This is a genomic window from Bacillus sp. N6 (genome assembly GCF_052805735.1).
Genome location: NZ_CM127843.1, coordinates 4,316,545 through 4,341,621, shown reverse-complemented (window position 1 = coordinate 4,341,621; position 25,077 = coordinate 4,316,545). Strand labels below are relative to the sequence as shown.

Annotated in this window: 24 protein-coding genes and 1 pseudogene; 18 read left to right on the top strand and 7 right to left on the bottom strand. The window is 36.9% G+C overall.

The features are described from left to right. Positions 1 to 77: 77 nt before the first annotated feature. From ACUXVC_RS22340 to pheA, 4 genes are all read left to right on the top strand, one after another. The gene (locus tag ACUXVC_RS22340; protein WP_000114529.1) at positions 78 to 854 is read left to right on the top strand and encodes an ABC transporter ATP-binding protein; all 777 of its coding nucleotides are present in this window, start codon (positions 78 to 80) and stop codon (positions 852 to 854) included. Beyond that, positions 829 to 2,751 carry an ABC transporter permease gene (locus ACUXVC_RS22335; protein WP_075718177.1) on the top strand — a complete coding sequence of 641 codons (1,923 nt, stop codon included), beginning with the start codon at positions 829 to 831 and terminating at the stop codon, positions 2,749 to 2,751. The genes ACUXVC_RS22340 and ACUXVC_RS22335 overlap by 26 nt, the downstream gene beginning before the upstream one ends. Before the next feature lie 49 nt (positions 2,752 to 2,800). Further along, positions 2,801 to 4,714 (top strand): ABC transporter permease, encoded by a 1,914-nt coding sequence (locus tag ACUXVC_RS22330; protein WP_072940472.1) that lies wholly within the window; start codon positions 2,801 to 2,803, stop codon positions 4,712 to 4,714. 96 nt (positions 4,715 to 4,810) lie between these two features. Then, the gene (gene pheA, locus ACUXVC_RS22325; protein ID WP_053563608.1) at positions 4,811 to 5,662 is read left to right on the top strand and encodes a prephenate dehydratase; all 852 of its coding nucleotides are present in this window, start codon (positions 4,811 to 4,813) and stop codon (positions 5,660 to 5,662) included. A gap of 160 nt (positions 5,663 to 5,822) precedes the next feature. On the opposite strand, the gene ACUXVC_RS22320 is transcribed toward pheA, so the two are convergent. The 3 genes from ACUXVC_RS22320 to ACUXVC_RS22310 form a co-directional block, all read right to left on the bottom strand. Further along, entirely contained in the window at positions 5,823 to 6,470 is a 648-nt protein-coding gene (locus ACUXVC_RS22320; protein WP_023523107.1) for an MOSC domain-containing protein, read from the bottom strand. A gap of 79 nt (positions 6,471 to 6,549) precedes the next feature. Further along, positions 6,550 to 7,092 carry a transcription repressor NadR gene (locus ACUXVC_RS22315; protein WP_000812275.1) on the bottom strand — a complete coding sequence of 181 codons (543 nt, stop codon included), beginning with the start codon at positions 7,090 to 7,092 and terminating at the stop codon, positions 6,550 to 6,552. Then, complete coding sequence (locus ACUXVC_RS22310; protein ID WP_053563611.1) at positions 7,092 to 8,234, bottom strand: IscS subfamily cysteine desulfurase; 1,143 nt, start codon at positions 8,232 to 8,234, stop codon at positions 7,092 to 7,094. Before ACUXVC_RS22310 ends, ACUXVC_RS22315 begins: the two co-directional genes overlap by 1 nt. A gap of 152 nt (positions 8,235 to 8,386) precedes the next feature. Here ACUXVC_RS22310 and nadB point away from each other — a divergent pair, with 152 nt between their 5' ends. The 5 genes and pseudogenes from nadB (at position 8,387) to ACUXVC_RS22285 (ending at position 14,799) form a co-directional block, all read left to right on the top strand. Beyond that, positions 8,387 to 9,916, top strand: coding sequence for an L-aspartate oxidase (gene nadB, locus ACUXVC_RS22305; RefSeq protein WP_095690179.1), 1,530 nt, complete (start codon positions 8,387 to 8,389; stop codon positions 9,914 to 9,916). A 19-nt stretch (positions 9,917 to 9,935) separates the two neighbouring features. Continuing rightward, positions 9,936 to 10,769, top strand: a complete 834-nt coding sequence (gene nadC, locus ACUXVC_RS22300; RefSeq protein ID WP_144465087.1) for a carboxylating nicotinate-nucleotide diphosphorylase — start codon at positions 9,936 to 9,938, stop codon at positions 10,767 to 10,769. A gap of 30 nt (positions 10,770 to 10,799) precedes the next feature. Continuing rightward, entirely contained in the window at positions 10,800 to 11,906 is a 1,107-nt protein-coding gene (gene nadA, locus ACUXVC_RS22295) for a quinolinate synthase NadA (RefSeq protein ID WP_095690180.1), read from the top strand. A gap of 225 nt (positions 11,907 to 12,131) precedes the next feature. Further along, positions 12,132 to 12,288: pseudogene (gene safA, locus ACUXVC_RS22290) on the top strand (SafA/ExsA family spore coat assembly protein); the annotation flags it as partial. Between the two features lie 1,863 nt (positions 12,289 to 14,151). Beyond that, the gene (locus ACUXVC_RS22285) at positions 14,152 to 14,799 is read left to right on the top strand and encodes a YhcN/YlaJ family sporulation lipoprotein (protein WP_016080194.1); all 648 of its coding nucleotides are present in this window, start codon (positions 14,152 to 14,154) and stop codon (positions 14,797 to 14,799) included. A gap of 33 nt (positions 14,800 to 14,832) precedes the next feature. Here ACUXVC_RS22285 and ACUXVC_RS22280 read toward each other — a convergent pair whose 3' ends face one another. Beyond that, positions 14,833 to 15,267 (bottom strand): branched-chain amino acid ABC transporter substrate-binding protein, encoded by a 435-nt coding sequence (locus ACUXVC_RS22280; RefSeq protein ID WP_141240979.1) that lies wholly within the window; start codon positions 15,265 to 15,267, stop codon positions 14,833 to 14,835. 430 nt (positions 15,268 to 15,697) lie between these two features. Here ACUXVC_RS22280 and ACUXVC_RS22275 point away from each other — a divergent pair, with 430 nt between their 5' ends. Continuing rightward, complete coding sequence (locus tag ACUXVC_RS22275) at positions 15,698 to 16,228, top strand: BofC C-terminal domain-containing protein (RefSeq protein ID WP_000871172.1); 531 nt, start codon at positions 15,698 to 15,700, stop codon at positions 16,226 to 16,228. A gap of 14 nt (positions 16,229 to 16,242) precedes the next feature. Here the strand turns inward: ACUXVC_RS22275 and ACUXVC_RS22270 are convergent, their stop codons facing one another. Then, a complete protein-coding gene (locus tag ACUXVC_RS22270; RefSeq protein ID WP_000823606.1) occupies positions 16,243 to 17,187 on the bottom strand; it encodes an iron-hydroxamate ABC transporter substrate-binding protein in 945 nt (314 codons plus the stop codon). Positions 17,188 to 17,375: 188 nt separating this feature from the next. Here ACUXVC_RS22270 and ruvA point away from each other — a divergent pair, with 188 nt between their 5' ends. The 6 genes from ruvA to yajC are packed head-to-tail and all read left to right on the top strand — an operon-like array spanning position 17,376 to position 21,709. Beyond that, on the top strand, positions 17,376 to 17,993 hold the full coding sequence (gene ruvA / locus ACUXVC_RS22265) for a Holliday junction DNA helicase RuvA (RefSeq protein ID WP_000464511.1): 618 nt from the start codon (positions 17,376 to 17,378) through the stop codon (positions 17,991 to 17,993). A gap of 5 nt (positions 17,994 to 17,998) precedes the next feature. After that, positions 17,999 to 19,000, top strand: a complete 1,002-nt coding sequence (gene ruvB / locus ACUXVC_RS22260) for a Holliday junction branch migration DNA helicase RuvB (RefSeq protein WP_000344450.1) — start codon at positions 17,999 to 18,001, stop codon at positions 18,998 to 19,000. Then, on the top strand, positions 18,997 to 19,197 hold the full coding sequence (locus ACUXVC_RS22255; protein WP_095690183.1) for a DUF2905 domain-containing protein: 201 nt from the start codon (positions 18,997 to 18,999) through the stop codon (positions 19,195 to 19,197). The genes ruvB and ACUXVC_RS22255 overlap by 4 nt, the downstream gene beginning before the upstream one ends. Positions 19,198 to 19,216: 19 nt before the next feature. Next, positions 19,217 to 20,269 (top strand): tRNA preQ1(34) S-adenosylmethionine ribosyltransferase-isomerase QueA, encoded by a 1,053-nt coding sequence (queA, locus tag ACUXVC_RS22250; RefSeq protein ID WP_000354014.1) that lies wholly within the window; start codon positions 19,217 to 19,219, stop codon positions 20,267 to 20,269. A 12-nt stretch (positions 20,270 to 20,281) separates the two neighbouring features. After that, on the top strand, positions 20,282 to 21,421 hold the full coding sequence (gene tgt / locus ACUXVC_RS22245) for a tRNA guanosine(34) transglycosylase Tgt (protein ID WP_000125365.1): 1,140 nt from the start codon (positions 20,282 to 20,284) through the stop codon (positions 21,419 to 21,421). Between the two features lie 27 nt (positions 21,422 to 21,448). Then, positions 21,449 to 21,709, top strand: a complete 261-nt coding sequence (gene yajC, locus ACUXVC_RS22240; protein WP_000991115.1) for a preprotein translocase subunit YajC — start codon at positions 21,449 to 21,451, stop codon at positions 21,707 to 21,709. Positions 21,710 to 21,745: 36 nt separating this feature from the next. Here the strand turns inward: yajC and ACUXVC_RS22235 are convergent, their stop codons facing one another. Beyond that, positions 21,746 to 22,129 (bottom strand): TIGR04086 family membrane protein, encoded by a 384-nt coding sequence (locus ACUXVC_RS22235; protein ID WP_000349148.1) that lies wholly within the window; start codon positions 22,127 to 22,129, stop codon positions 21,746 to 21,748. A gap of 103 nt (positions 22,130 to 22,232) precedes the next feature. Here ACUXVC_RS22235 and ACUXVC_RS22230 point away from each other — a divergent pair, with 103 nt between their 5' ends. Continuing rightward, complete coding sequence (locus tag ACUXVC_RS22230) at positions 22,233 to 22,880, top strand: DUF421 domain-containing protein (protein ID WP_000454821.1); 648 nt, start codon at positions 22,233 to 22,235, stop codon at positions 22,878 to 22,880. 80 nt (positions 22,881 to 22,960) lie between these two features. Here the strand turns inward: ACUXVC_RS22230 and spoVB are convergent, their stop codons facing one another. Then, entirely contained in the window at positions 22,961 to 24,520 is a 1,560-nt protein-coding gene (spoVB, locus tag ACUXVC_RS22225) for a stage V sporulation protein B (RefSeq protein ID WP_000198301.1), read from the bottom strand. 185 nt (positions 24,521 to 24,705) lie between these two features. Between spoVB and ACUXVC_RS22220 the strand changes: the two genes are divergently transcribed. Continuing rightward, positions 24,706 to 24,990 carry a post-transcriptional regulator gene (locus ACUXVC_RS22220; RefSeq protein WP_000886979.1) on the top strand — a complete coding sequence of 95 codons (285 nt, stop codon included), beginning with the start codon at positions 24,706 to 24,708 and terminating at the stop codon, positions 24,988 to 24,990. Positions 24,991 to 25,077 lie beyond the last annotated feature (87 nt).

Here is a 25,077-nt window from a genome sequence, read left to right as displayed (position 1 = left end):
GTAAGGGAAATCACTCGTTTCTTTTTCTTATTTTTCTTATAGTAAATGTAAGAAGAAAACACATAGGGGGATTAGAAATGAGTGTTCTTGAAGTAAAAGGATTAACGAAGGTGTACCAATCAAAAGGTTCAGTAGCGACGACTGCTTTAAACGATATAAATTTTAAAATAGAAGAAGGCGAATTTGTAGGGATTATGGGTCCTTCAGGAAGCGGAAAAACGACGCTTTTAAATTTATTAGCAACAATTGATAAGCAAACTTCAGGTCATGTGCTTGTAAATGGTGAAGAAATTAATCAAATGCGTGCTGCAAAATTAGCGGAGTTTCGCCGTACACATTTAGGGTTCATTTTCCAAGATTTTAACTTACTTGATACGTTATCGATTAAAGAAAATATTATTTTACCGCTTGTAATGGCGAAGAAATCTGTAAATGAAATCGATGCGAAAGTACTGGAAATTGCGAAGTTTTTAAACATCGAAGAAATTTTAAATAAAAAAGTATACGAAGTATCTGGGGGACAACAACAACGTGCAGCAGCAGCGAGAGCAATCATTCATGAACCGACGTTAATTTTAGCAGATGAGCCAACTGGAAACTTAGACTCGAAGTCAGCGAAATCGCTAATGGGCGCTCTGCAAGATTTACACGAGCAAAAGAAAGTAACGATTGCAATGGTTACGCACGATCCAGTAGCGGCTAGTTATTGTGAACGTATCCTTTTCATACGCGATGGGGAAATTTTCTCGGAAATACATAAAGGAAGAACGAAACAAGCCTTTTTCCAAGAAATTCTGGACGTACTTGCGATGCTAGGAGGAGAGTATCATGAACTTTCGCCAGCTCGCGCTTAATAATGTAAAAGGAAATTGGCGTAACTATAAAGCGTTTCTTATAAGTAGTTGTTTATCGATTGTCGTATTTTTCATGTATGCTTCTTTTATTTATCATCCAGATGTCGTAAGCGGTAATATTAGTATGAGGAAGATGATCACAAAAGGGTTAGAATCGATGAATTATATTGTGGTCATCTTCTCGGCACTCTTTATTTTATATGCAAATTCAACGTTTTTACGAGCAAGAAAAAAAGAGTTTGGTCTACTAACATTAATTGGCGGAACGAAATCGCAGCTCGGCCGAATGATTATATTAGAGCAACTGATGTTAGGTAGTATTGCAATTGTAGTTGGTATTGGGGCTGGAATGCTTTGTTCAAAATTATTTTTCCAAGCGTTAAGCGTATTATTGAAAATAGATAAGACACTTCCACTCGTTTGGAATAGTAAAGCAATTCTTATTACAGCTGGTGTATACTTTATTCTATTTTTAATCCTATCATTGTTTAGTGTTTGGACAGTCGGGCGCTTGCAAATTATTGATTTATTAAGAGAAGCAAGAAAGCAAAAAGTAGAGCCGTTTGCATTTACATGGTTATGTGTAGTTGGTATAGGATGTATTATTGCTGCGTATGTACTTAGCTTCCAAGTAACGTTTCTGAATTTCCTCATCCTCTTTTTACCGGTGGTAGGACTGACAATTGGCGGAACGTATTTACTATTTACACAAGGTAGTACAGTCGTATTAAAAGCATTGCAAAAACGAAAACAATCTTTTTATACGTACCCAAATATGTTCGTCCTTAGTAACCTTATTTATAAAATGAAAGATAATGCTCGTTTTCTATTTGTAATTTCTATTATTACGGCGGTTGTATCCTCGGCAGTTGGCACGCTTTACGTATATTTTGAGGATATGAGTTATAAAACGGTAGTCAAAACTCCACATGCTATTTCATATGAGGAAAAGGGGTTAAATACGCATAACCTTATTAATGAAGAAAAGGTACAGCAGCTTGTGAAGAGACACGGGTTTGAAGATGCGCGAAAAGTAACCTACGTTAAACTACCGGCAACACAGAAAATAACGTTGTTTAATAGTGAACATGAAGTACCGATGACGATTATTTCAGAAAAAGAATATAATGCAGAAGTGCGTGAACAAAAGAGAGAGCAAGTTACAGAAGTTCATAATGCACCAGGCAGTGCAACGATGGTTATGGTCGATATGGCAAATGAACTGATGAAGATAGACCGTACGAAACCGTATGAATTTACAATTAACGGACAAAAGCAGTCTGTTCAGTTAAATAGCCCAACTTCATTTTCTGTTTTTAATGATAGTGAATATCTCGTTGTAAATGATCAAGATTTTGAGAAGTATGCAAAACTCGTACCAGATGAAGAAAAGACGAAATATTACGGTTATTATATTGAGGATTGGAAAAGTACAGAAGATCTTGTATTAGATTTGAAAAATGAAATTGCACCAGAAAAGCAAGGAGAATTGAGAAATTCAGTGTTTGCGTATAAGGATATAAGAGAAGGTGGAGCGATTACAATGTTCATCGGTTTCTTCGTGGCGGTACTATTCTTCTTCTTCGCTTGTAGTATGACATACTTTAAATGGTTTAACGATAAAGAACAAGATCGTATTCAATTTAAATCGTTAAAGAGAATCGGTATGACAGATAAAGAAATTCGCAAAATTGCGATTCGACAAATGGGAGTTATCTTCTTTATCCCAATTTTAATCGGTTCCATTCATAGTGGATTTGCTCTTCATACGTTAGGGAAAATGCTTTATATTAATTTGTGGAAATCAGGTGCGCTTGTAATTGGAGCATACATTTTAGCTTCTGCCATTTACTTTATGATCGCGCAAAGAGGATATTTAAAACACGTAAAAAGCTAGGGGAACCTCTAGCTTTTTGCCTATGTAGTAAGTTACAGGAGGACGATAGATGAACATTCGGCAACTAGCGCTGCAAAATATAAAAGGAAATTGGCGTAATTATAAAGTGTTTTTCTTAAGTAGTTGTTTTGCAATATTTGCATCTTTTGCATATATGTCTGTTATTGTACATCCGTATATGCAAGAGACGATGTGGTATCAAAACGTACGCTGGGGACTTATCATATGTAATGTTATAATTATTTCTTTTTTCGTCATATTTATTTTGTACTCTACTTCTATTTTCATAGAAGCACGTAAGAAAGAATTAGGGTTATATATGTTAATGGGAGCAACGAAGTCTAACGTAATAGGAGTAATTATGACCGAGCAAATATTAATTGGAATTTTTGCTAATATTTTCGGTATAGGGCTGGGCTTGATCTTTTTAAAGCTCTTCTTCATGGTGTTTAGTATGTTACTGGGGCTTCCGAAAGAACTCCCTGTTATATTTGACGTAAGTGCGATTGGTGTAACATTTATTACATATATGGTCGTTTTTATTCTGTTATCTTTTATAAGTGCTTTACGTATATGGAATATAAAAATCATTCGGTTATTGAAAGAATTTCGAACAGATAAAAAAGAGAAGAAAACATCAAAGTGGCTTTGTATATTCGGCTTTATTTGTTTAGGGATAGGATATGCGTTAGCGCTACAAGTGACGATGGCTACGATAGCAATATACTTTTTCCCTGTGTCTATACTTGTCTTTTTGGGAACGTATTTTTCTTTCGCGCATGGTGCTACCCAAGTGTTAGAAATGATAAAGCGAAATAAAAAGATTATGTATACATATCCATATTTGTTTATAGTGAATCAATTGTCACATCGAATGAAGGAAAATGGTCGCTTTTTCTTTCTGATGTCTATGGCAACGACGTTTGTAGTTACGGCAACAGGTACGGTGTTCTTGTATTTTTCTAGCATGCAAGATATGTGGCGAACTGGAGGGGTACACTCGTTTTCGTACATAGAAAAAGGTATTTCTACTTATGAAGTCTTTGAAGAAGGTGCGGTTGAAAAATTACTGAATCAATATGGGTATGATGATTTTCAATATATGAGTTTTGTTGGAGTGTATGCATCCTTTCAGTCTAATAAAGGAGAAACAACAATAGCACCGCTTATAAAAGAAAGTGATTATAACCAAGAAGCGAGGAAACAAAAACAGAAAACATATCATCCTAAAAAAGGTACAGTGACACTCGTTTATTATAATAAATACAATAATTCGAATGTATATAATCAAAAAGAGATTCAATTGCAAGTAATGAATCAACCATATCAATTCGTATTTAACGGTCAGAAAGAAGGGGTTCAATTTAACTATCACCCTTCGTACATTAATGGTCTGTTCTTCGTTATGAATGATGAAGACTTTGACAATATAGCAAATAAGGTTCCTGATTCTGAAAAGATGATATATAGAGGCTACACATTATCAAATATCGAAAAGACGAAGAAATTGAACGAAGATTTACGGAAACATATGAAACAAGATAATAATAATGCATTTCGAAGTAATATGGAGTTATATGTAAGTATGAAAGAAGGCGGCGATATTACTCTATTTGTGGGCTCGTTTATTAGTATATTATTCTTTCTTACTTCATGTAGTATCGTGTATTTTAAATGGTTCCATAATATTGCATCGGACCGAAAGCAGTATGGTGCACTCTCTAAACTTGGAATGACGAAGGAAGAAGTATGGAAAATTTCTCGTTGGCAATTATGTATGCTATTTTTTGCGCCAATTATAGTAGGGAGTATGCATAGTGCAGTTGCGTTATATACGTTTCATAATACTTTTTTTATGGATGGATCATTAAAAAAAGTAGGTTTGTTCATTCTGTTTTATATCGTAGCATGTATCATTTATTTCTTCTTCGCTCAAAGAGAATATAAGAAACATTTAGACTAGCAAATGCTAGTCTTTTTTTAATATTCGAAATTTACATAGAAGAATATAAAAAAGTATGGTATAACAGTAAGAAAACGAAAAAGAGGGGAAAAGACGATGATTCGAGTAGGATATTTAGGACCAGAAGCAACATTTACAAATATGGCGGTGAGTCGTTTTTTTCCGGAAGCAGATCATGTACCGTATCGAACGATTCCAGATTGTATAGATGCAGCTGCAAATGAAAATGTAGACTTCGCAGTCGTACCGTTAGAAAATGCAATAGAAGGTTCAGTGAATATAACGGTTGATTATCTTGTACATGAGCAGCCGCTTGCTATTGTAGGAGAAATTACAGTACCAATTCAGCAGCATTTACTTGTACATCCGCAGTATGCAGAAGTGTGGGATGAAGTATATGCGGTGCATTCTCATCCGCATGCCATTGCACAGTGCCATAAGTTTTTAAATGAAGAATTAAAAGGAGTAACTGTTCGAGATATGACATCCACAAGTGCCGCTGCGCAATATGTGAAAGAACATCCTGAAGAAAAAATTGCCGCTATTGCAAATGAAGCAGCTGCAGAAAAATACGGATTAACAATTGTAAGACGTAGTATTCATACGCATAAAAATAATCACACACGTTTCCTAGTACTTCATAAGAAAAAGAAAGCAATACTCCCGAATAACGGAGAAAACCGCGGAGAGAAAACGACGCTTATGATAACGTTACCTGCAGATTATGCAGGTGCCCTATATCAAGTGTTATCAGCTTTCGCATGGAGAAAATTAAACTTATCAAAAATCGAATCGCGTCCGATGAAAACAGGTCTTGGAAATTACTTTTTCTTAATCGATGTCGATAAAGCATACGATGACGTATTATTGCCAGGCGTAACGATGGAACTCGAAGCACTCGGTTTTTCTGTTACTGTGCTGGGGAGTTATTCTTCTTATTGGTTGTAAGATGTAGATGGAATATTTGTATTTGCCTAATCGTCCATATCATTTCATTGCCTAGTATATTTTTTGATAGATTAATAAAATCCCACCTGCAAAAGGTGGGATTCTTTATCCCGCTATTTGCCGGGCAGCCCGATTGGTGAGGGCTGATTAAAGTTTCACTTTATTTTAACTTCGCAAGACGATCTTCTAACTGACCACGCCAAATATCAGCTAGTTCTGGAACAGCAAGAATTTTTTCAATGCCATCTTTATCTTTTCTATTATGAAAATAAATTTCGTTAGAGAACAAAACAGAAACATTGCCGGGTTGACGTTCTAGTAATGTAATTTTAGAATCTTTACGTACAGTACCTTCTTGAAGAACGCGGCATAGGTAGCCAGTAAATCCAGTTGCTACAATGCGCGGCAAAATGCCAGGGATGCCAAGACGTTTTGAAATTGTGCTACAAGGTACGCGAGCTTGCGTTACTTGAATGATTGCTTCGCCTAGTTGATATGTATCTCCGATGCATACGTCATGCTCTAACATATTTGTTACGGTAATGTTTTCACCAAATGTGGAAGCGGGAAGCGTAGTTTGAAATTCCTCTTCCCATAGTGCGTAATGCTCGTGTGGGTACACACAAACAGCACGATCAGGTCCCCCGTGATGTTTTAAATCCGCTACGTCATCACCACGAAATCCGTCTTTTGAGAGAAAGGCCTCTTCTGTAGGATCTTTACATATACCTGTTATCATTTCTTTATCTTCGCCATATTTCATTTGTTTCGGTTTGCCAATGCTAAAGTGAACGAGTTCAATTCCCATATTTGATCTCCTTTACGATTGATTACAATATTATAGCATTAAAAAAGCACAGAGAATGATAAAAACTCTGTGCTTTACATTAATAAACGAGAAATCCTGCTTTATCCAGTGCCTCACAAGCAGCATCTAATTTTTCTTTAGAATCTGCCTCGATTGTATGTAAGTGAATACCATCTGTTAGTTGTGAAAGATAGGAAGCATTTGTGTTTTCGATTTTTTGTAAATATTGCTCTACATCAAAGCGATTGCTTACCATAATGGATGCTGTTAAGTCACCGTATACAGGATGCTCAACTTTTACGTCTTTAATCGTAACGCCATGGTCAACAAGCATTGTAAGTTCCTGACGTACTTCTGCTGGTTTATGTTGGCATACAATTACGCGTTCGAAAGTTTGTTGCTTCTCTTGTGGCTTTAAATATAAATAACCTTGAGCAGTCGCAATAATTGGTTCGTTTCGTGCTTTAAGCAAGGAAATATCTTGCACGATAACTTGTCTACTTACGTTCGTCTTTTTCGATAGTTCATTCCCCGATAACGGTTCATTTGCAGCAAGAAGCCACTGGAGGATAAGCTGTCGTCTTTCTTCACCTAAAATCTTTTTTTGTTCATTTTGTTTCATTATGATTTAACACCTCTATAAAATTGATTTCCAATTGTGTGTAGTGCATGAATAGTAGTATCAATTTGATCTTTCGTTGTTTGTTGTCCGAAAGAGAAGCGGACATATTGTTTGGCCTCTTCATACGTTTTTCCAATTGCAAGCATAGTTTTCGAAGGTTCTTGTTTACCGACTTGGCAAGCACTTCCGGTGGAAATGGCAATACCATGACGATTACATTCTAGCATAGTATATTGACCTTCTATTCCTTTTATTGTAACCCCAACAATATGTGGTAAACAAGAAGTAGAATGACCTTCTACTTCAATTTCTAGCGGAAGTGTTTGTATTTGCTCTAAAAAGTAGGATCGTAACTCTTTAAAACGTAAACTTTCTTCCCATTGAGTTTTTAATATATTTTCAGCAGCTGTTAAAAAAGATGCGATGCCGGGAACATTTACTGTACCTGGGCGAAATCCTTTTTCGTGAGAAGTTCCTGGAAATACTTGTTCCCAGCGAGATTGCGGATTTATGTAGCAAGCGCCGACACCTTTTGGTCCGTATATTTTATGTGCTGAAACAGAAAGACTATCAATCCCCATCTCAAAAACATGGATAGGCAGTTTACCAAACGTTTGCACACAATCCGTATGAAATAAAACATTATATGTTTTTAAAAGTGCCCCGATTTTTGTAATGTTTTGAACGGTTCCGATTTCAGAGTTTCCATGCTGTATACTTGCTAGCACAGTATCTTCTGTAATAGCTGCCTCTAAATCTACTAAACAAATGAGTCCGCTTTTATCAACAGGAATTTCAGTGATCGTATAGCCTTTTGATTTTAGAGATTGAAAATAACTTCGAATGGATGCATGTTCCATAGGTGTCGTAATAATATGCTTCTTATTTCGGGCATTTAGAAGTGATTGAATCGCAAGATAGTTCGATTCCGATCCACCGCTTGTGAAAAATACTCCTTGTTCTTTGCCTCCAATCATTTCCGCAAATGTTTTTCGGCAAACTTGTAATAAAGAAGAAGCCGTTCCTCCAATATCATGTAAACTTTGTTCATTTCCGAAGTATTGCGAAGCTGCTTTCATATATGTTTGTAACGCTTCCTCGCTCATAGGTGTAGTAGCTGCATAGTCAAGATATATCATCATGTAAGTTCCTCTCTCTAGTAAGAGTTACATTTCTTTTACTTTTTAAATGGTAGTGAAAATAAGAATTATAAAAAAACTCTTGTCATTATTTTAAAACTATGTAAATATAGGTGTCAAGACAGTTGAAAAGTGTAAAGTAGGAGGCAACAATTATGCCAAGTGCAGATGTCTTAATTATTGGAAGTGGCGTTGCGGCACTTCGTGTTGCAAAAGAGATTTGTCACGAAAAGAATGTGATTATTATCACAAAGGAGACGAAACGTAATAATAATACACATTTAGCTCAAGGTGGAATTGCCGCAGCGGTAGCTACATATGACAATCCTAATGATCATTTTGAAGATACGTTAGTAGCAGGGTGTCATTATAACAATGAAGAAGTGGTCCGTTATTTAGTCGAGGAAGGACCGAAAGAAATTAATAACCTTATTGAAAGAGGAATGAAATTTGATGGAGATGAAACAGGTCCTCATCTTGGAAAAGAAGGAGCGCATCGAAAACGTCGTATTTTACATGCAGGTGGCGATGCAACAGGAAAGAATTTATTAGAGCATCTTATTCAAGAAGTAGCTCCATACGTTACGGTAGTGGAACAGGAAATGGTGCTTGATTTTATTATAGAAAAAGATAAATGTGTTGGGGCTTTAACTCGCAACAATAAAGGAGAACTGAAACGTTACAATGCAGATTATACGGTGTTAGCTTCAGGCGGTATTGGCGGTTTATACGCCTTTACTTCTAATGATGAGACAATTACAGGTGATGGACTTGCAATGGTGTACCGTGCAGGCGGAGAGCTTGTAGATTTAGAGTTTATACAATTTCATCCGACGATGTTATACGCGGGTGGGCGTTGTTCCGGCCTCGTGTCCGAAGCCGTTCGCGGAGAAGGAGCTGTCCTTATAAATGGCAAGGGGCAGCGTTTTATGATGGATATACATTCCGAACAGGATTTAGCGCCTCGTGATGTAGTCGCAAGGGCTATTCATGAACAGCTACTTGCGGGTGAAAAAGTGTACTTAAACATCGAAATGATTCAAAACTTTGAACAACGCTTTCCGACCGTGTCATCGATATGTAAAACGAATGGAGTCGATATAAATAAAAACCTTATTCCAGTCGTGCCCGGTACTCATTTTCACATGGGTGGCGTGAAAACGAACTGTGATGGAGAGACGTCTATTCCGAACCTATACGCAGTCGGGGAAGTAGCTTGTAATGGGGTTCATGGTGCAAATAGATTAGCGAGTAATTCATTATTAGAAGGTCTTGTGTTTGGAGGAAGAATCGGAAGGCACATTTTATCTAGAGAGACAAAAGAAAATGTGAACATGCTAGCCGAAAAAGAAGCAAAGTTTATCGTTCTGAATCATTTACCGACGAAAGAAGAAATACAAAAATGCATGATGAAATATGTTGGGATTGTGCGAACAGAGCAAAGTTTATCTTATGCGAAGAGATGGCTTAGTAAGTATGGTGTTCGAAATATGATATTACAACATGATGTTCTTACGAATGAAGAGATAACGCTTATTAATATGTTAACAGTTTGTGAGCTTATAGTTGTTTCAGCCCTGCAAAGAGAAGAAAGTATTGGCGGGCATTACCGAAGTGATTATCCAGATAGAAATATAGGAAATAAAGAGATTGTTCGAGTAAAGAGAAAACTACAACTTGTGTGATGAGGGGAAGAGGGGCTTTATGAACACGATAAAAGTTAAAGAAGCATTAAATCGATTTTTTTTAGAAGATATAGGAGAAAGAGATGTAACATCTCAGCTTATTTTTCCAGATAACTTACTTTCGAAAGGAACGTTTCTTGCGAAGGATACAGGGGTCTTTGCAGGACGTTTAGTAATTGAATCAGGATTTAAATTAATTGATGAGAGAATTGAAGTAGAGCTTCATAAAAAAGATGGGGATTTTGTAGAAAAAGGCGAAATCATTGCAACTGTGCAAGGGCCAATTGCATCGTTATTAACAGCAGAGCGCGTTATATTAAACGTTATTCAGCGTATGAGCGGAATAGCGACGATGACGCGTAAAGCGGTTCTTGCTTTAGATAGTAGCCATACTCGCATTTGTGATACGCGAAAAACGATGCCAGGACTACGTATGTTTGATAAGTATGCAGTCGTGTGTGGTGGTGGATTTAATCATCGCTTCGGTTTATATGATGGTGTCATGATTAAAGACAATCATATTGTGTTTGCTGGTTCTATTACAAAAGCTGTTACATCAGTGAAAGAAAAGTTAGGACATATGGTGAAAGTAGAAGTAGAAACAGAAACTGAGGAACAGGTGAGAGAGGCTGTTGCTGCTGGTGCGGATATTATTATGTTCGATAATCGTACGCCAGATGAAATCCGGGAGTTTTCGAAAATTGTACCAAGCGCTATCGTTACAGAAGCTTCAGGGGGCATCACAATTGAAGATTTATCGAAATACGGAAAAACAGGGGTAGATTATATTTCACTTGGAGCGTTAACACATTCAGTGAAAGCACTTGATATTAGTTTCAATATTGAAGGGTAAGGAAAGTGGCTTAGAGGGGGAGAAACGTATATGAGTATTTTAGAACAAGTACAGCCAATTGAAACGATGTTACCAGAGCGTTATTACACGATGTCAACGGAAGATATGGAAAAGCGTGTTCGTGAAATTAAAGAGAAGATGGGGAAAATGTTATTCATTCCAGGGCATCATTATCAAAAAGATGAAGTGGTACAATTTTCAGATGCAGCAGGGGATTCACTTCAGCTTGCGCAAGTTGCAGCGAGCAATAAAGACGCAAAATATATTGTGTTTTGCGGGGTGCACTTTATGGCGGAAACAGCAGATATGTTAACGACAGATGATCAAGTTGTCATCTTACCAGATATGCGTGCAGGTTGTTCGATGGCGGATATGGCAGATATTGAACAAACAGAAAGAGCGTGGAAAGAGTTAAAGAAATTATTTGGAGATACGATGATTCCGTTAACATATGTGAACTCTACAGCTGCAATTAAAGCGTTTTGTGGTCGTAACGGAGGAGCAACAGTAACTTCTTCTAATGCAAAGCAAATGGTATCTTGGGCGTTTACTCAAAAAGAGCGTCTCGTCTTTTTACCAGACCAACATTTAGGGAGAAATACAGCGTACGATTTAGGTATCCCGTTAGATAAAATGGCAGTATGGGACCCACACACAGATTCATTAGAGTACGATGGGGAGATAGAAGAAATTCAAGTGATTTTATGGAAAGGGCATTGTTCTGTTCATCAAAATTTTACAGTGAAGAACATTGAGAGCGTACGAAAAAATCATCCTGATATGAATATTATTGTACATCCAGAATGTTGCTATGAAGTTGTAGCTGCTTCAGATTATGCAGGCTCAACGAAATATATTATTGATATGATTGAATCGGCGCCATCTGGTAGCAAATGGGCGATTGGTACAGAAATGAATTTAGTGAACCGAATTATTCAGCAACATCCAGATAAAGAAATTGTTTCACTTAATCCATTTATGTGTCCATGCTTAACGATGAACCGAATTGATTTGCCTCACTTATTATGGGTACTTGAAACGATAGAAAGAGGAGAAGAAATTAACGTTATTAGCGTAGATAAACAAGTAACGGCAGAAGCGGTTCTTGCATTAAATCGTATGTTAGAGCGTGTGTAAAGCAACGGTATTCCCGTTGCTTTTTTTCATACATATAATCATAACAAGAACAAAATGGGCATACATTGTTTTGAAGAAATCATTGTGGTTCTTTATGCTTATTCCACTTCGAATGATATTGAAAATCGAAGAAGTGATAAAAGTGAAAAGAAGTTAATGTTATTTAGAAAGAGTTACTTCATGAGATTTGTTACTTATAGATAAGTTATACAGGAGGGGGAAAATTTGAAAATTCATATCGTGCAAAAAGGGGATACCCTTTGGAAAATTGCGAAAAAGTACGGAGTGGATTTTGATACGTTGAAAAAAACAAATACACAACTTAGTAATCCAGATTTAATCATGCCAGGTATGAAAATTAAAGTGCCATCCAAGAGTGTTCACATGAAACAACAGGCTGGGGCAGGCTCAGCGCCTCCAAAGCAATACGTAAAAGAAGTGCAGCAAAAAGAATTTGCAGCAACACCAACTCCGCTTGGAATAGAAGATGAAGAAGAAGTTACGTATCAATCAGCACCAATTACACAGCAGCCAGCTATGCAACAAACACAAAAAGAAGTGCAAGTAAAACCGCAGAAGGAGATGCAAGTAAAGCCGCAAAAAGAAGTACAGGTGAAACCGCAAAAAGAGGTGCAAAAAGAACAGCCAATTCAAAAAGAGAAACCAGTTGAAAAACCGTCTGTTATTCAAAAACCACCTGTGATAGAAAAACAAAAACCGGCGGAAAAAGAAAACACGAAGTTTTCGGTAAATGTATTGCCACAGCCGCCACAACCACCAATAAAACCGAAAAAAGAATATAAAATTTCAGATGTAATAAAAAAAGGAAGCGAGTTAATTGCTCCTCAAATTAGTAAAATGAAACCTAACAATATCATTTCTCCGCAAACGAAAAAAAATAATATAGTATCGCCGCAAGTGAAGAAAGAGAATGTAGGGAATATAATATCGCCACAAGTGAAGAAAGAAAATGTAGGAAATATAGTATCGCCGCAAGTGAAGAAAGAAAATGTAGGAAATATAGTATCGCCGCAAGTGAAGAAAGAAAATGTAGGGAATATAGTATCGCCGCAAGTGAAGAAAGAAAATGTAGGGAATATAGTGTCACCGCAAGTGAAAAAAGAAAATGTAGGGAATATAGTGTCACCGCAAGTGAAGAAAGAAAATGTAGGGAATATAATATCGCCGCAAGTGAAGAAAGAAAACGTAGGGAATATAGTATCGCCAAATGTATCGAAAGAAAATGTAGTTATTCCACAAGTCATACCGCCAAATATTCAAATGCCAAATATTCAAATGCCAATTATGGATAACAACCAGCCACCGAATATGATGCCGATAATGGATAACAATCAAATGCCGAATATGATGCCAATGATGGATAACAATCAAATGCCGAATATGATGCCAATGATGGATAACAATCAAATGCCGAATATGATGCCAATTATGGATAACAACCAACCACCGAATATGATGCCAATGATGGATAACAATCAAATGCCGAATATGATGCCGATAATGGATAACAATCAAATGCCGAATATGATGCCAATTATGGATAACAACCAACCACCGAATATGATGCCAATGATGGATAACAATCAAATGCCGAATATGATGCCGATAATGGATAACAATCAAATGCCGAATATGATGCCAATGATGGATAACAATCAACCACCGAATATGATGCCCTATCAAATGCCGTATCAGCAGCCCATGATGCCGCCGAATCCGTATTATCAACAACCAAATCCATATCAAATGCCATATCAGCAAGGAGCGCCGTTTGGCCCGCAATATACGTCTATGCCAAACCCAAATATGATGCCAATGGATAATAATATGCCGCCGCTTGTGCAGGGTGAGGAAGATTGTGGATGCGGAGGAGAAAGTAGACTATATAGTCCACAACCAGGTGGTCCGCAATATGCGAATCCTTTATATTATCAACCAACTCAGTCTGCATATGCACCACAGCCAGGAACGATGTATTATCAACCAGATCCACCAAATGTATTTGGAGAGCCCGTTTCAGAAGAAGAGGACGAAGAAGAAGTTTAAAAAGGCGGGAGTATTCCCGCCTTTTTTGCATGCGTGTTAATTAAGAAAATGCAGTTTTTTTATGAGGTGCTAGAAAATTCCCAGTGAAATATTAACAGTGTAAAAACCTTCTCTGTTACTCATCATAAGAGGGAGCTTTTCAGTAGAGAAGCTCATTCTAACAGAGGGGGTTTTTGTATTGAATACGAAAGTAAAAGTGATTGCTGCTTCTTTGTTAGTTACCAGTGCATTAGCTGCATGTGGTACACCAAAAGATAACAATGCAATGGATGGACGTAACTACAATTACGAGCGTACATCTTATAATGATACACACCAGTATCGTGATAATGTAACGCGTAATGATCGTTATACAGATTATGTAACATATAGAAATGGTCGTAACGATACAGGATATAATAATTATTACCGCGATGTAAATTATAATGGCCAAATTGCTAATCCACATCCAACACGTAATATTACAATGAACAATTCATACATTAACAATGATGGTAAAACAGCAGAAAGAATTACAAATCGTGTGAAACGTATGAATAACGTAGACCGTGTGTCTACAGTTGTATATGGAAACGATGTAGCGATTGCGGTAAAACCACGTAATCCAGTATCGAATGAAACAGCGCTTGCAAATGAAGTTCGTCAAGCTGTTGCAAATGAAGTTGGAAACAGAAACGTATATGTTTCTGTAAGAAATGATATGTTTACTCGTGTCGATGCAATGAGTACTCGTCTACGTAACGGTACAGTTACAAACGATTTTAATCGTGACATAGTGAATATGTTCCGAGACATTCGTTACGGTTTAACTGGTACAGTACGATAGCAAAACAAAAGAGGAAGGGGTAGCCCTTCCTCTTTATTCATCGTTGTCTTGTAAACGACGTTTTTTAATAAAATAACCAACGGAGTAAGAAACTAAAAAGCATATGAAAAGAATACTACCTGTTAAAATAGCTTCAAACAGTGGTCTTTCTGGACTGAAAATAATATAAATAATAGCCATAACGATTCCTACAATAAGGGAGCGGAAGACAAGTTTATAATAAGGAGTTAATTTTATTTCCTTTTCACTTTCTTCTACATCGATTGAAACACTTAACTGTAAATAACTAAGGACGATACTTGTAAGAATAAATAATAGCCATAATGGAGATTTCGTAATTTGATCCATTCCTTCAGTGAATCCGATATAGCCTAAAATGCCAATTATACCAAGCGATTGAAAAAGAAAGGCAATACGTATGTTTTTTAATGTTTTCAGAATGAGACGTTCATCCTTTATTTTTTTCACAATATCCATCTCCTGTTTATTATGATTTCGCTGTTATATTAATTGTAACATATATATTACTTTTATCAATTTATAATTTACATACTATTCAGTTGGATAAAAGAGGGAATAAAATATTTTTATAAACATGTTGCACTTATACTTTATTAATGTTATATTAACAAAGCGATGAGCTAATTTACGTAAGACGAGAGATATGCTTAAGTGCTAAACACGCGAATGTGGTCGCCTGGTCTCTCGCCGTAAACGCATCAAGACGCCTGCTTTGCAGGCGTCTTTCATTTTATATAAAAGTAAATGATACATGCAGATGAGGTAAACCCTTATCTGCATTTTTTATTTTTCGAAAGAAATGTAATATGGATAAAACCACCATTTCCGGAAAAACTACTAATGAAAGTATGATCTTGCCTAAAAGAGGTGAACGGAAATGAAATGGATACTGATTGCGATGCAAGCTTTCGTTATGATGTTTTGTTTCGTTTATGAAACGAATGTGAAGGCGGAAGGGCCAGTACCAGAAGTAACGGAAAAAGAACCTGAGGTTACAATTTTATTAGAGCGTATGTATGTTGATGGAGAAGTAAGTGAGGAAATACTTACAGAAAAAGTAGCGGATTTAGAAAAGTTTTTACAGCAATATAAAGAATGGCAACTTGTTGATCGTGATGATGTACAAATCGTATTACAAAAGAAAGTTGATGATATTTCTCCGTTATTGAAAACGAGCGGGTATTTTGGTGTTTCAGAGGAAGGGATATTACAAATTTTCAAAGGTGTGCCAAAAAGTGATAATGCGATCCATTCTTTCTTTCAAATTGATATGAAAAAGCTTGAGAGTTATGAGCGTGCGAAATTGAAGCGTGGTATTCGGATTAAATCAAAAGAAGGTTTTGTAAAGACGATTGAAAAAATGAAACAATACGCAGTGCAAAATAAGAAAAAAAGCAGCTCATGGTGAGCTGCTTTTTTTTCTTATTTGTTTTTAGCTAAAATTTCTTTTGCGATTTCATCAATTAGCATATCTTTTCCGATTGGATTGAATGCTTTCGTATTGAAGACTTCATTTGATACTTCATATACGTGATTATTTTTAACTGCTTTATTGTCTTTCCAAACGGCACTGTTTTTGTAGTCTTCGTAAACTTTATCAGCTTCGCCGCCGAAGTTTACAATAAACATTTGGTCAGGCTGGAATGCAACTAGACCTTCTAGTGATACTTGCGCCATCGTTTGTTTTAAATCCGTACCTTTTGTTGCTGGAAGTTTTAAGTCATTAAAGATGATGTCACCGTATCCGAAGCTACCATATACACGGAAGTTTTGTGGTGTAACTGCAACGAACATAAAGTTCTCATCTTTTGTTTTCTCTTTAATTTTTTTAGATAAAGAGTCTGCTTTCTTATCGTAGTCTGCAATCCATTTGTCTGCTTTCTTCTCTTCGTCAAATAGCTTACCTACTTCTTTAAACTTACCACGCCAGTCTTCTAAGTTTGTTTCTAGAACAACTGTAGGTGCAACCTTTTCTAGTTGATCATAAATTTTTAATTGACGGTTGTTTAAAATAATTAAGTCTGGTTTTAAAGCAGTAACAGCTTCTAAATCAACTTTAGGTGCCCAGTACCAACCAACTGCTTTTACTCCATCTAATTTGTCTGTTAAGTGATTTTGGATTTTATCTTTATATGTATTTGCTGTACCAACAGGTTTGTGTCCAAGAAGTAATAGTTCTTCTGTTGATCCAGATAAGTCAACAATTCTCTTTGGATTTACTGGAATTGTAGCTTCACCTTTAGCATGTTTTACAACTTTTGTTTTCGGTTGTTCTTTTGCTTTTGATTCTTCTTTTTGAGAAGAACAGCCAACGATAGAAAGAACAACAAGCATAATAGTAAATAAAATAAATAGCTTACGTTTCATCCTGATGTAACCCCTTTAATTAGTATTGATAATCATTATCGACCTCTGTATATTAAGGTGCTTTAACCTTTCTGTCAATGGAAAATAACAGAAGTTTCAAGTGGAGAACATTTGTTGGGGCAGTCTCGCTTTTCTATCATTAAATATGTTAAAATGGAATACATGATTTAAGAGGGAGAGATCGTATTTTGTTTGAATATGTTACAGGTTACGTGGAGTATGTAGGGCCGGAATATGTCGTAATTGACCATAATGGAATTGGTTATCAAATTTTCACACCGAATCCGTATGTATTTCAAAGAAGTAAGCAAGAAATCCGTGTCTATACATATCATTATGTGAGAGAAGATATTATGGCACTTTACGGGTTTAAAACACGTGAAGAGCGTTTATTATTTACAAAGTTGTTAGGCGTGTCTGGCATTGGGCCAAAAGGCGCTCTTGCAATTTTAGCTTCTGGTCAAACAGGACAGGTCGTTCAAGCGATTGAGCATGAAGATGAGAAGTTTTTAGTGAAATTCCCAGGCGTCGGAAAGAAAACAGCACGCCAAATGATTTTAGATTTAAAAGGAAAACTAGCAGATGTCGTACCAGATGCATTTGTGGATTTATTCTCAGACACAGAACGTTTTGATGAGAAGAAAGGTTCATCAGCTGAGCTTGATGAGGCACTGGAAGCTCTGCGCGCACTTGGATACGCAGAACGCGAAGTTTCTCGCGTTGTACCAGAGTTATTAAAAGAATCATTAACGACGGATCAGTATATTAAAAAGGCACTTAGTCTTTTACTAAATGGTAAGAGGTGAGTATAATGGACGAACGTCTCCTTTCAGGGGAATCTGCATATGAAGATGCGGATTTAGAATATTCATTACGGCCACAGACGCTCCGTCAGTATATTGGCCAAGATAAAGCGAAACATAATTTAGAAGTATTTATTGAAGCAGCGAAAATGCGTGAAGAAACGTTAGATCACGTGCTTTTATATGGACCGCCAGGTCTTGGTAAAACGACGCTTGCGAATATTATTGCAAATGAGATGGGCGTTAATGTTAGAACAACTTCAGGTCCCGCGATTGAAAGACCAGGAGATTTAGCTGCTGTATTAACAGCGCTTCAGCCAGGGGATGTATTATTTATTGATGAAATTCATCGTTTGCATAGATCAATTGAAGAAGTATTGTATCCTGCGATGGAAGACTTTTGCCTTGATATCGTAATTGGAAAAGGGCCTTCAGCACGTTCTGTACGCCTAGATTTACCGCCATTTACATTAGTTGGAGCAACGACACGCGCCGGAGCATTATCGGCACCGCTTCGTGACCGCTTCGGTGTACTTTCAAGGTTAGAGTACTACACAGTAGATCAGCTTTCTGCGATTGTTGAACGTACAGCAGAAGTGTTTGAAGTTGAAATCGATTCGTTAGCTGCATTAGAAATTGCAAGACGTGCTCGTGGTACACCTCGTATTGCGAATCGTCTTTTAAGACGTGTACGTGATTTCGCGCAAGTTCGTGGTAACGGAACGGTTACGATGGAAATTACGCAAATGGCATTAGAGCTACTGCAAGTAGATAAATTAGGTCTAGATCATATTGATCATAAATTACTGCTTGGTATTATTGAGAAATTCCGTGGTGGTCCAGTTGGATTAGAAACGGTTTCAGCAACAATTGGAGAAGAATCTCATACGATTGAAGATGTGTATGAGCCGTATTTATTACAAATTGGCTTTTTACAACGAACGCCAAGGGGCCGAATTGTAACGCCGCTTGCGTATGAACATTTCGGAATGGAGATGCCAAAAGTATGATGGAGATGCCCAAAATGCTTATTACAGCGGGAATCTTACTCATCGTTGTTGGATTAGCTTGGAAGTTCATTGGCAGGATTCCAGGCGATATTTTTGTGAAAAAAGGAAACGTTACCTTTTATTTTCCTATCATTACATGTATTGTGTTAAGTATTGTACTATCTTTTATTATGTATATAATAAATCGATTTAAATAAGAAATAGGTGGATATAGCTATGGATATAAATCTGTTTGATTTTCATTTACCAGAAGAACTTATTGCACAAGTCCCGTTAGAAGATCGTGAAACATCAAGATTAATGGTGTTAGACCGTGAAACAGGTGATATTGAGCATAAACATTTTACGGACATTCTTTCTTACTTACATGAGGGGGATTGCTTAGTTTTAAATGAAACGAAAGTTATGCCTGCTCGTTTGCACGGTGTGAAAGAAGATACAGGCGCGCACATTGAAGTACTTCTTTTAAAACAAGAAGAAGGCGATAAGTGGGAAACGCTTGTAAAGCCAGCGAAACGTGTAAAAGAAGGAACTGTTATCTCTTTTGGCGAAGGGAAATTAAAAGCAACTTGCACAGGAACTGCAGATCAAGGTGGACGTCAGCTTGAATTTTCATATGACGGCATCTTCTATGAAATTTTAGATGAACTTGGGGAAATGCCACTTCCTCCATATATTAAAGAGACGCTAGAAGATCGCGATCGCTATCAAACAGTATATGCGAAAGAAATCGGTTCAGCAGCAGCGCCGACTGCGGGACTTCACTTTACAGAAGAGTTACTTGAGAAGTTAAAGCAAAAAGGCGTTCAGTTGGCATTCATTACACTTCACGTAGGGCTTGGAACATTTAGACCAGTTTCTGCAGACACGATTGAAGAACACCATATGCACGCAGAATATTACCATATGTCTGAAGAGACAGCGGCATTATTAAATCGTGTAAAAGAGAATGGTGGACGTATTATTACTGTAGGTACGACATCAACTCGTACGTTAGAAACAATTGCAACAGATCATGACGGTAAGCTTTGCGCCGCTTCTGGATGGACAGATATTTTCATGTATCCGGGATATGAATTTAAAGCAATTGATGGTTTAATTACAAACTTCCACTTGCCGAAATCAACATTAATCATGCTTGTAAGTGCATTTGCAAATAGAGATAATGTACTTCATGCTTATAATGAAGCAGTAAAAGAAAAATATCGTTTCTTTAGCTTCGGTGATGCAATGTTCGTTGCATCTCACGCTAAAATGAGAAACAAATAAAAGGAGTAAGTTATGACAGCAATTCGTTATGAATTTATTAAGACATGTAAACAAACGGGTGCCCGTTTAGGTCGTGTGCATACACCGCACGGTTCATTTGATACACCAACATTTATGCCAGTTGGTACACTTGCGACAGTTAAGACAATGTCACCGGAAGAATTAAAAGCAATGGATTCTGGCATTATTTTAAGTAATACGTATCATTTATGGCTACGTCCAGGTCATGAAATTATTCGTGAAGCAGGCGGCTTGCATAAATTTATGAACTGGGATCGTGCAATCTTAACAGACTCTGGTGGTTTCCAAGTATTCAGTTTAAGTGACTTCCGTCGTATTGAAGAGGAAGGCGTTCACTTCCGTAATCACTTAAATGGAGATAAATTATTCTTATCACCAGAAAAAGCGATGGAAATCCAAAATGCATTAGGTTCGGATATTATGATGGCATTTGATGAGTGTCCGCCATTCCCGGCTACTTTTGAATATATGAAGAAATCTGTAGAGCGTACGAGCCGCTGGGCAGAACGTTGCTTAAAAGCGCATGAACGTCCGCAAGATCAAGGTTTATTCGGTATTGTACAGGGCGGGGAGTACGAAGAGCTTCGTCGTCAAAGTGCGAAAGACCTTGTTTCAATGGACTTCCCTGGTTACGCTGTAGGTGGTTTATCTGTTGGTGAACCGAAAGATATTATGAACCGTGTACTTGAGTTTACAACACCACTTCTTCCAGATAATAAGCCTCGTTACTTAATGGGTGTAGGTTCTCCTGACTCATTAATCGATGGTGCAATTCGTGGTATTGATATGTTTGACTGTGTACTTCCAACTCGTATCGCTCGAAATGGTACATGTATGACAAGTGAAGGTCGACTCGTTGTAAAAAATGCGAAATTCGCAAGAGACTTCGGTCCGCTTGATCCAAACTGTGATTGCTACACATGTAAAAACTACTCACGTGCGTATATTCGTCATTTAATGAAATGTGATGAAACGTTCGGAATTCGTTTAACGTCTTATCACAACCTTCATTTTCTGTTAAACTTAATGGAGCAGGTGAGACAAGCTATTCGTGAAGACCGTCTTGGCGATTTCCGCGAAGAGTTCTTTGAACAGTATGGCTTTAATAAACCGAATGCTAAAAACTTCTAATACATAATTTAAAAGGAGGAACAAAAGATGAATGCAGGTATGATGAATATCGTTATGATCGTTGCGATGTTTGCGATTTTCTATTTCTTATTAATTCGCCCGCAACAAAAACGTCAAAAAGCAGTTGCTCAAATGCAAAGTGAGTTAGCAAAAGGTGATGCTATCGTAACAATCGGTGGTTTACACGGTACAATCGAATCAGTAGATGAGACGAAAATCGTTATTAAATCTGGTGGTTCACACTTAACTTTCGATCGCAATGCGATTCGTGAAGTTGTGAAAAACTAATGTGGAAGGCCCTGCATGAAATGTGCAGGGCCTTTTTTAGTTACTTTGCTTTGACATATTTACACCGAAAATACCACCGAGTGTACTCGCCCCCATTAATGCTAATTGATAAAGTAATTGTGAGTTCGATAAGGTTTGAGAAAAGCCTAAATAGTTAACTAGAAAGACGAGTATAGTGAATGTGAGCCCTGTTGTGAAACCTACTAGCCAACCTTTTCCTTGAGCCTTTTTGCCGGCAGTAAATCCAGACATAAGCATAGATAAAAGAGCGAGTATAAAAATAGTAACGGTTAATGTCCCTTCATTTATATTTGTAAACTTTAATAAAAGAGCCATAATCATACTAGTAATAGATGCAAGAATTAGTAGTGTAACAATACCGAAGCCAATTGCAGTTGATAATTTTTTCGTTCCATCCATTTATGCATTCCCCCTTTTTAATACAAGCATATTTTCCTTTTGCCCAAGTTAGACTAGTTTCTTTTTTATAGGGGAGTCTATACGTAAAAAAGGAGATGTAGAAATGGAATGGATATCAATAATTGGACGGACAATGCTTTTATATATCATCATCTTAATTATTTTTCGTCTTATGGGTAAACGTGAGATAGGAGAGCTAAGTGTATTAGATTTAGTCGTATTTATTATGCTTGGAGAAATGGCCGTAGTGGCAATTGAAAATACCGATAAATCACTTTGGCATCAATTAGTTCCGATGACTTTTCTTATGTGCATCCAAATTATTTTGTCAGTCATTTCCCTAAAGTATCAACGCTTTCGGCATTTAATAGAAGGTGAGCCAGCTATTCTTGTAAACGCGGGGAAGATTGATGAAAAGAAGATGAGAAAGCAACGGTATAATATAGATGATTTAATGATGCAATTAAGGGAACAAGGAGTTGGAGATATTCGGGATGTAGAATATGCTATTTTGGAACCGTCTGGGAAGTTATCTGTCTTTCAAAAACAAAAAAATAAACAAGATACATTACAGTTTACGCTTCCTCTTATTATTGATGGAGAAATTCAATCTAGTCATTTACAAATGATTGAGCATACAGATGAATGGCTTATTGAGAAATTAAAAAACTTAGGTTATAACGATGTAACACAAATTTTATACTGTAGTTTTCAAAACGGACAATTTTTTGTTGATGTAAAAGAAAATTAGAGATTTATCCTTTGAAAGAGTAAGAATGATTGGTTTAACTAATAATCAGTGGAGATTACCCCACTGATTAAAGTTTCATCTTATTTCAAAAATGAAAGTTTACGAATGATAGGGAGACGACTTAACTCTTCTTTTCGAATGAGTTTGAAAGTGAAGAGAAGTACGATATAAACAATTGTTGTTAAAGTGATTTCCCATAATGTTTGTATGCCAAGGGAATGAGAGAAAATAATATATTTATGGAGATAAAAACCGAAGGCGCCTGCGATACCGATGGCAAGTCCGCCGAAAATATAGTCTTTTGCGTAAATGGTAAATGTAATCTTTTTTAAAACAGTAGCGTAGTGAAGAAATGTTACTGTTACAATATTTGCAGCGATAGCAAGTGCAACCCCCATCATTTGAAATTCTGGCCTTGATGCTAGTACAAAAATAACGATTAATTTCACGATGGCACCAATAAATGTATTCATCATTGCAGCCCTTGCTAAGTTTAAAGCTTGCAAAACAGAGGTAAGTGGACTTTGGAAATAATGAAATAAAAAGCAAGGCGCAAGAAGTTGAATGAATGCTGTTGCGCTGTCTGATCCATACATAAGAGTTAAAACAGGAGAAGCGAATACGTATAATATAACGACAGACCATCCGCCGGTAATTAATGAAATTCGAAGTGCTTGTTGTAAACGGTGCTCCACTAATTTATGTTGTCTTTTTGCCATTGCTTCACTAATAGAAGGGACGAGCGCTGTAGAAAGAGCGTATGTAATAAAGGCGGGTAGTGATAGAAGCGGGAATGCATAACCGTTTAATATACCGTATTGCTGGGTTGCAACAGAAGCAGCGACACCAGCGATTGCTAAGCTTTGCATAACGACAATAGGTTCAAAAAAATATGAAACGGAGCCGATCAAACGACTTCCTGTAGTTGGAAGGGCAATATCCATCAGAGAATAAAATGTCCCTTTGCTTTCCTTTACAGTAGTGAAAAATCCAGAGCGTATTGATAAATGTTTTTCTCGCTGAAATAACGTGAGTAAAAATAATAAGGATGCAACTTCACCGAGAACAGCTGATAACATAGCACCGGCTGCAGCGTATTCTATGCCGTAAGGTAAAAATAACTGGATGCATATAGCGATAATGGTAATGCGGACGACTTGTTCTAGAACTTGCGCATAAGCGCTAGGTTTCATGTTTTGTTTCCCTTGAAAGTAACCACGCAAAACAGAAGAAACAGCAATAACCGGGACAACGGGCAAAATGGCCATTAATGGATAGTACGTTCTTTCGTCGGTTAATAATGTTTTTGCTAAAATAGGCGTGAGGAACATAATTCCGATTGTTAAAATGATACTAATAACGGATGTAACAGCTAGTGATACGGTTAATATTTTTTTAACTCTTTGTTTATCGTTTACAGCTTCCGCTTCTGCTACAAACTTTGCGATTGCGACAGGAAGACCAATTTGTGTCAATGTAATTGCTAAAATGAATGTAGGAACGGCCATCATATAAAGACCAACGCCTTCTTCTCCTAAAATACGTGCCATTACTATGCGGTTGATAAAGCCAAGTATTTTTGTAATAAAGCCGGCTATCATTAAAATAAATGCGCCTTTTAAAAAGCTTTGTCTCGTCATGTTCTTCTCCTACCTTCTCAAAATCAATGGAATGATTTACAATAATTTATATGCACGTACGAGACAAGAATGACAAGCATTTAAGAGAGTGAAGTATGATAGTGCTCTTGAAAGTAGTTATTGCTGTCCATTAGAGCGGGATTAAAGCGACTTTTTCGTGCTGAAATAAGAAGGAGATGTTATAAATGTTAGATAGAGAGGCTTTGGTAGAATCATACCGCGGACAGTTACAAGTCGTTTTAGAAAGTAAAGTAGAAGAGTTTCAAATGTTCGGTTACGACCGAGTAACAGATGATGACATTTGGAAGTTTCTCAAAGTGAAAAAGTGGAAGAAGATAGACAGCGATGTTAGATTGTATGAATTAGTTAATGACGTATTAACAGTAAGTACTAATGAATATATGACATATTTAACTGTTGAAGCTTACCAAGCACCGCTTTGGTCATTTGATGAGTACGAAAATAAATAACCGACTGCAATTGGTTTGTTCTTCCTTTTGCAGTATAATGATATGTATTGATAAAGAGGAAATAATTGTGTCTAAGATTATATATAA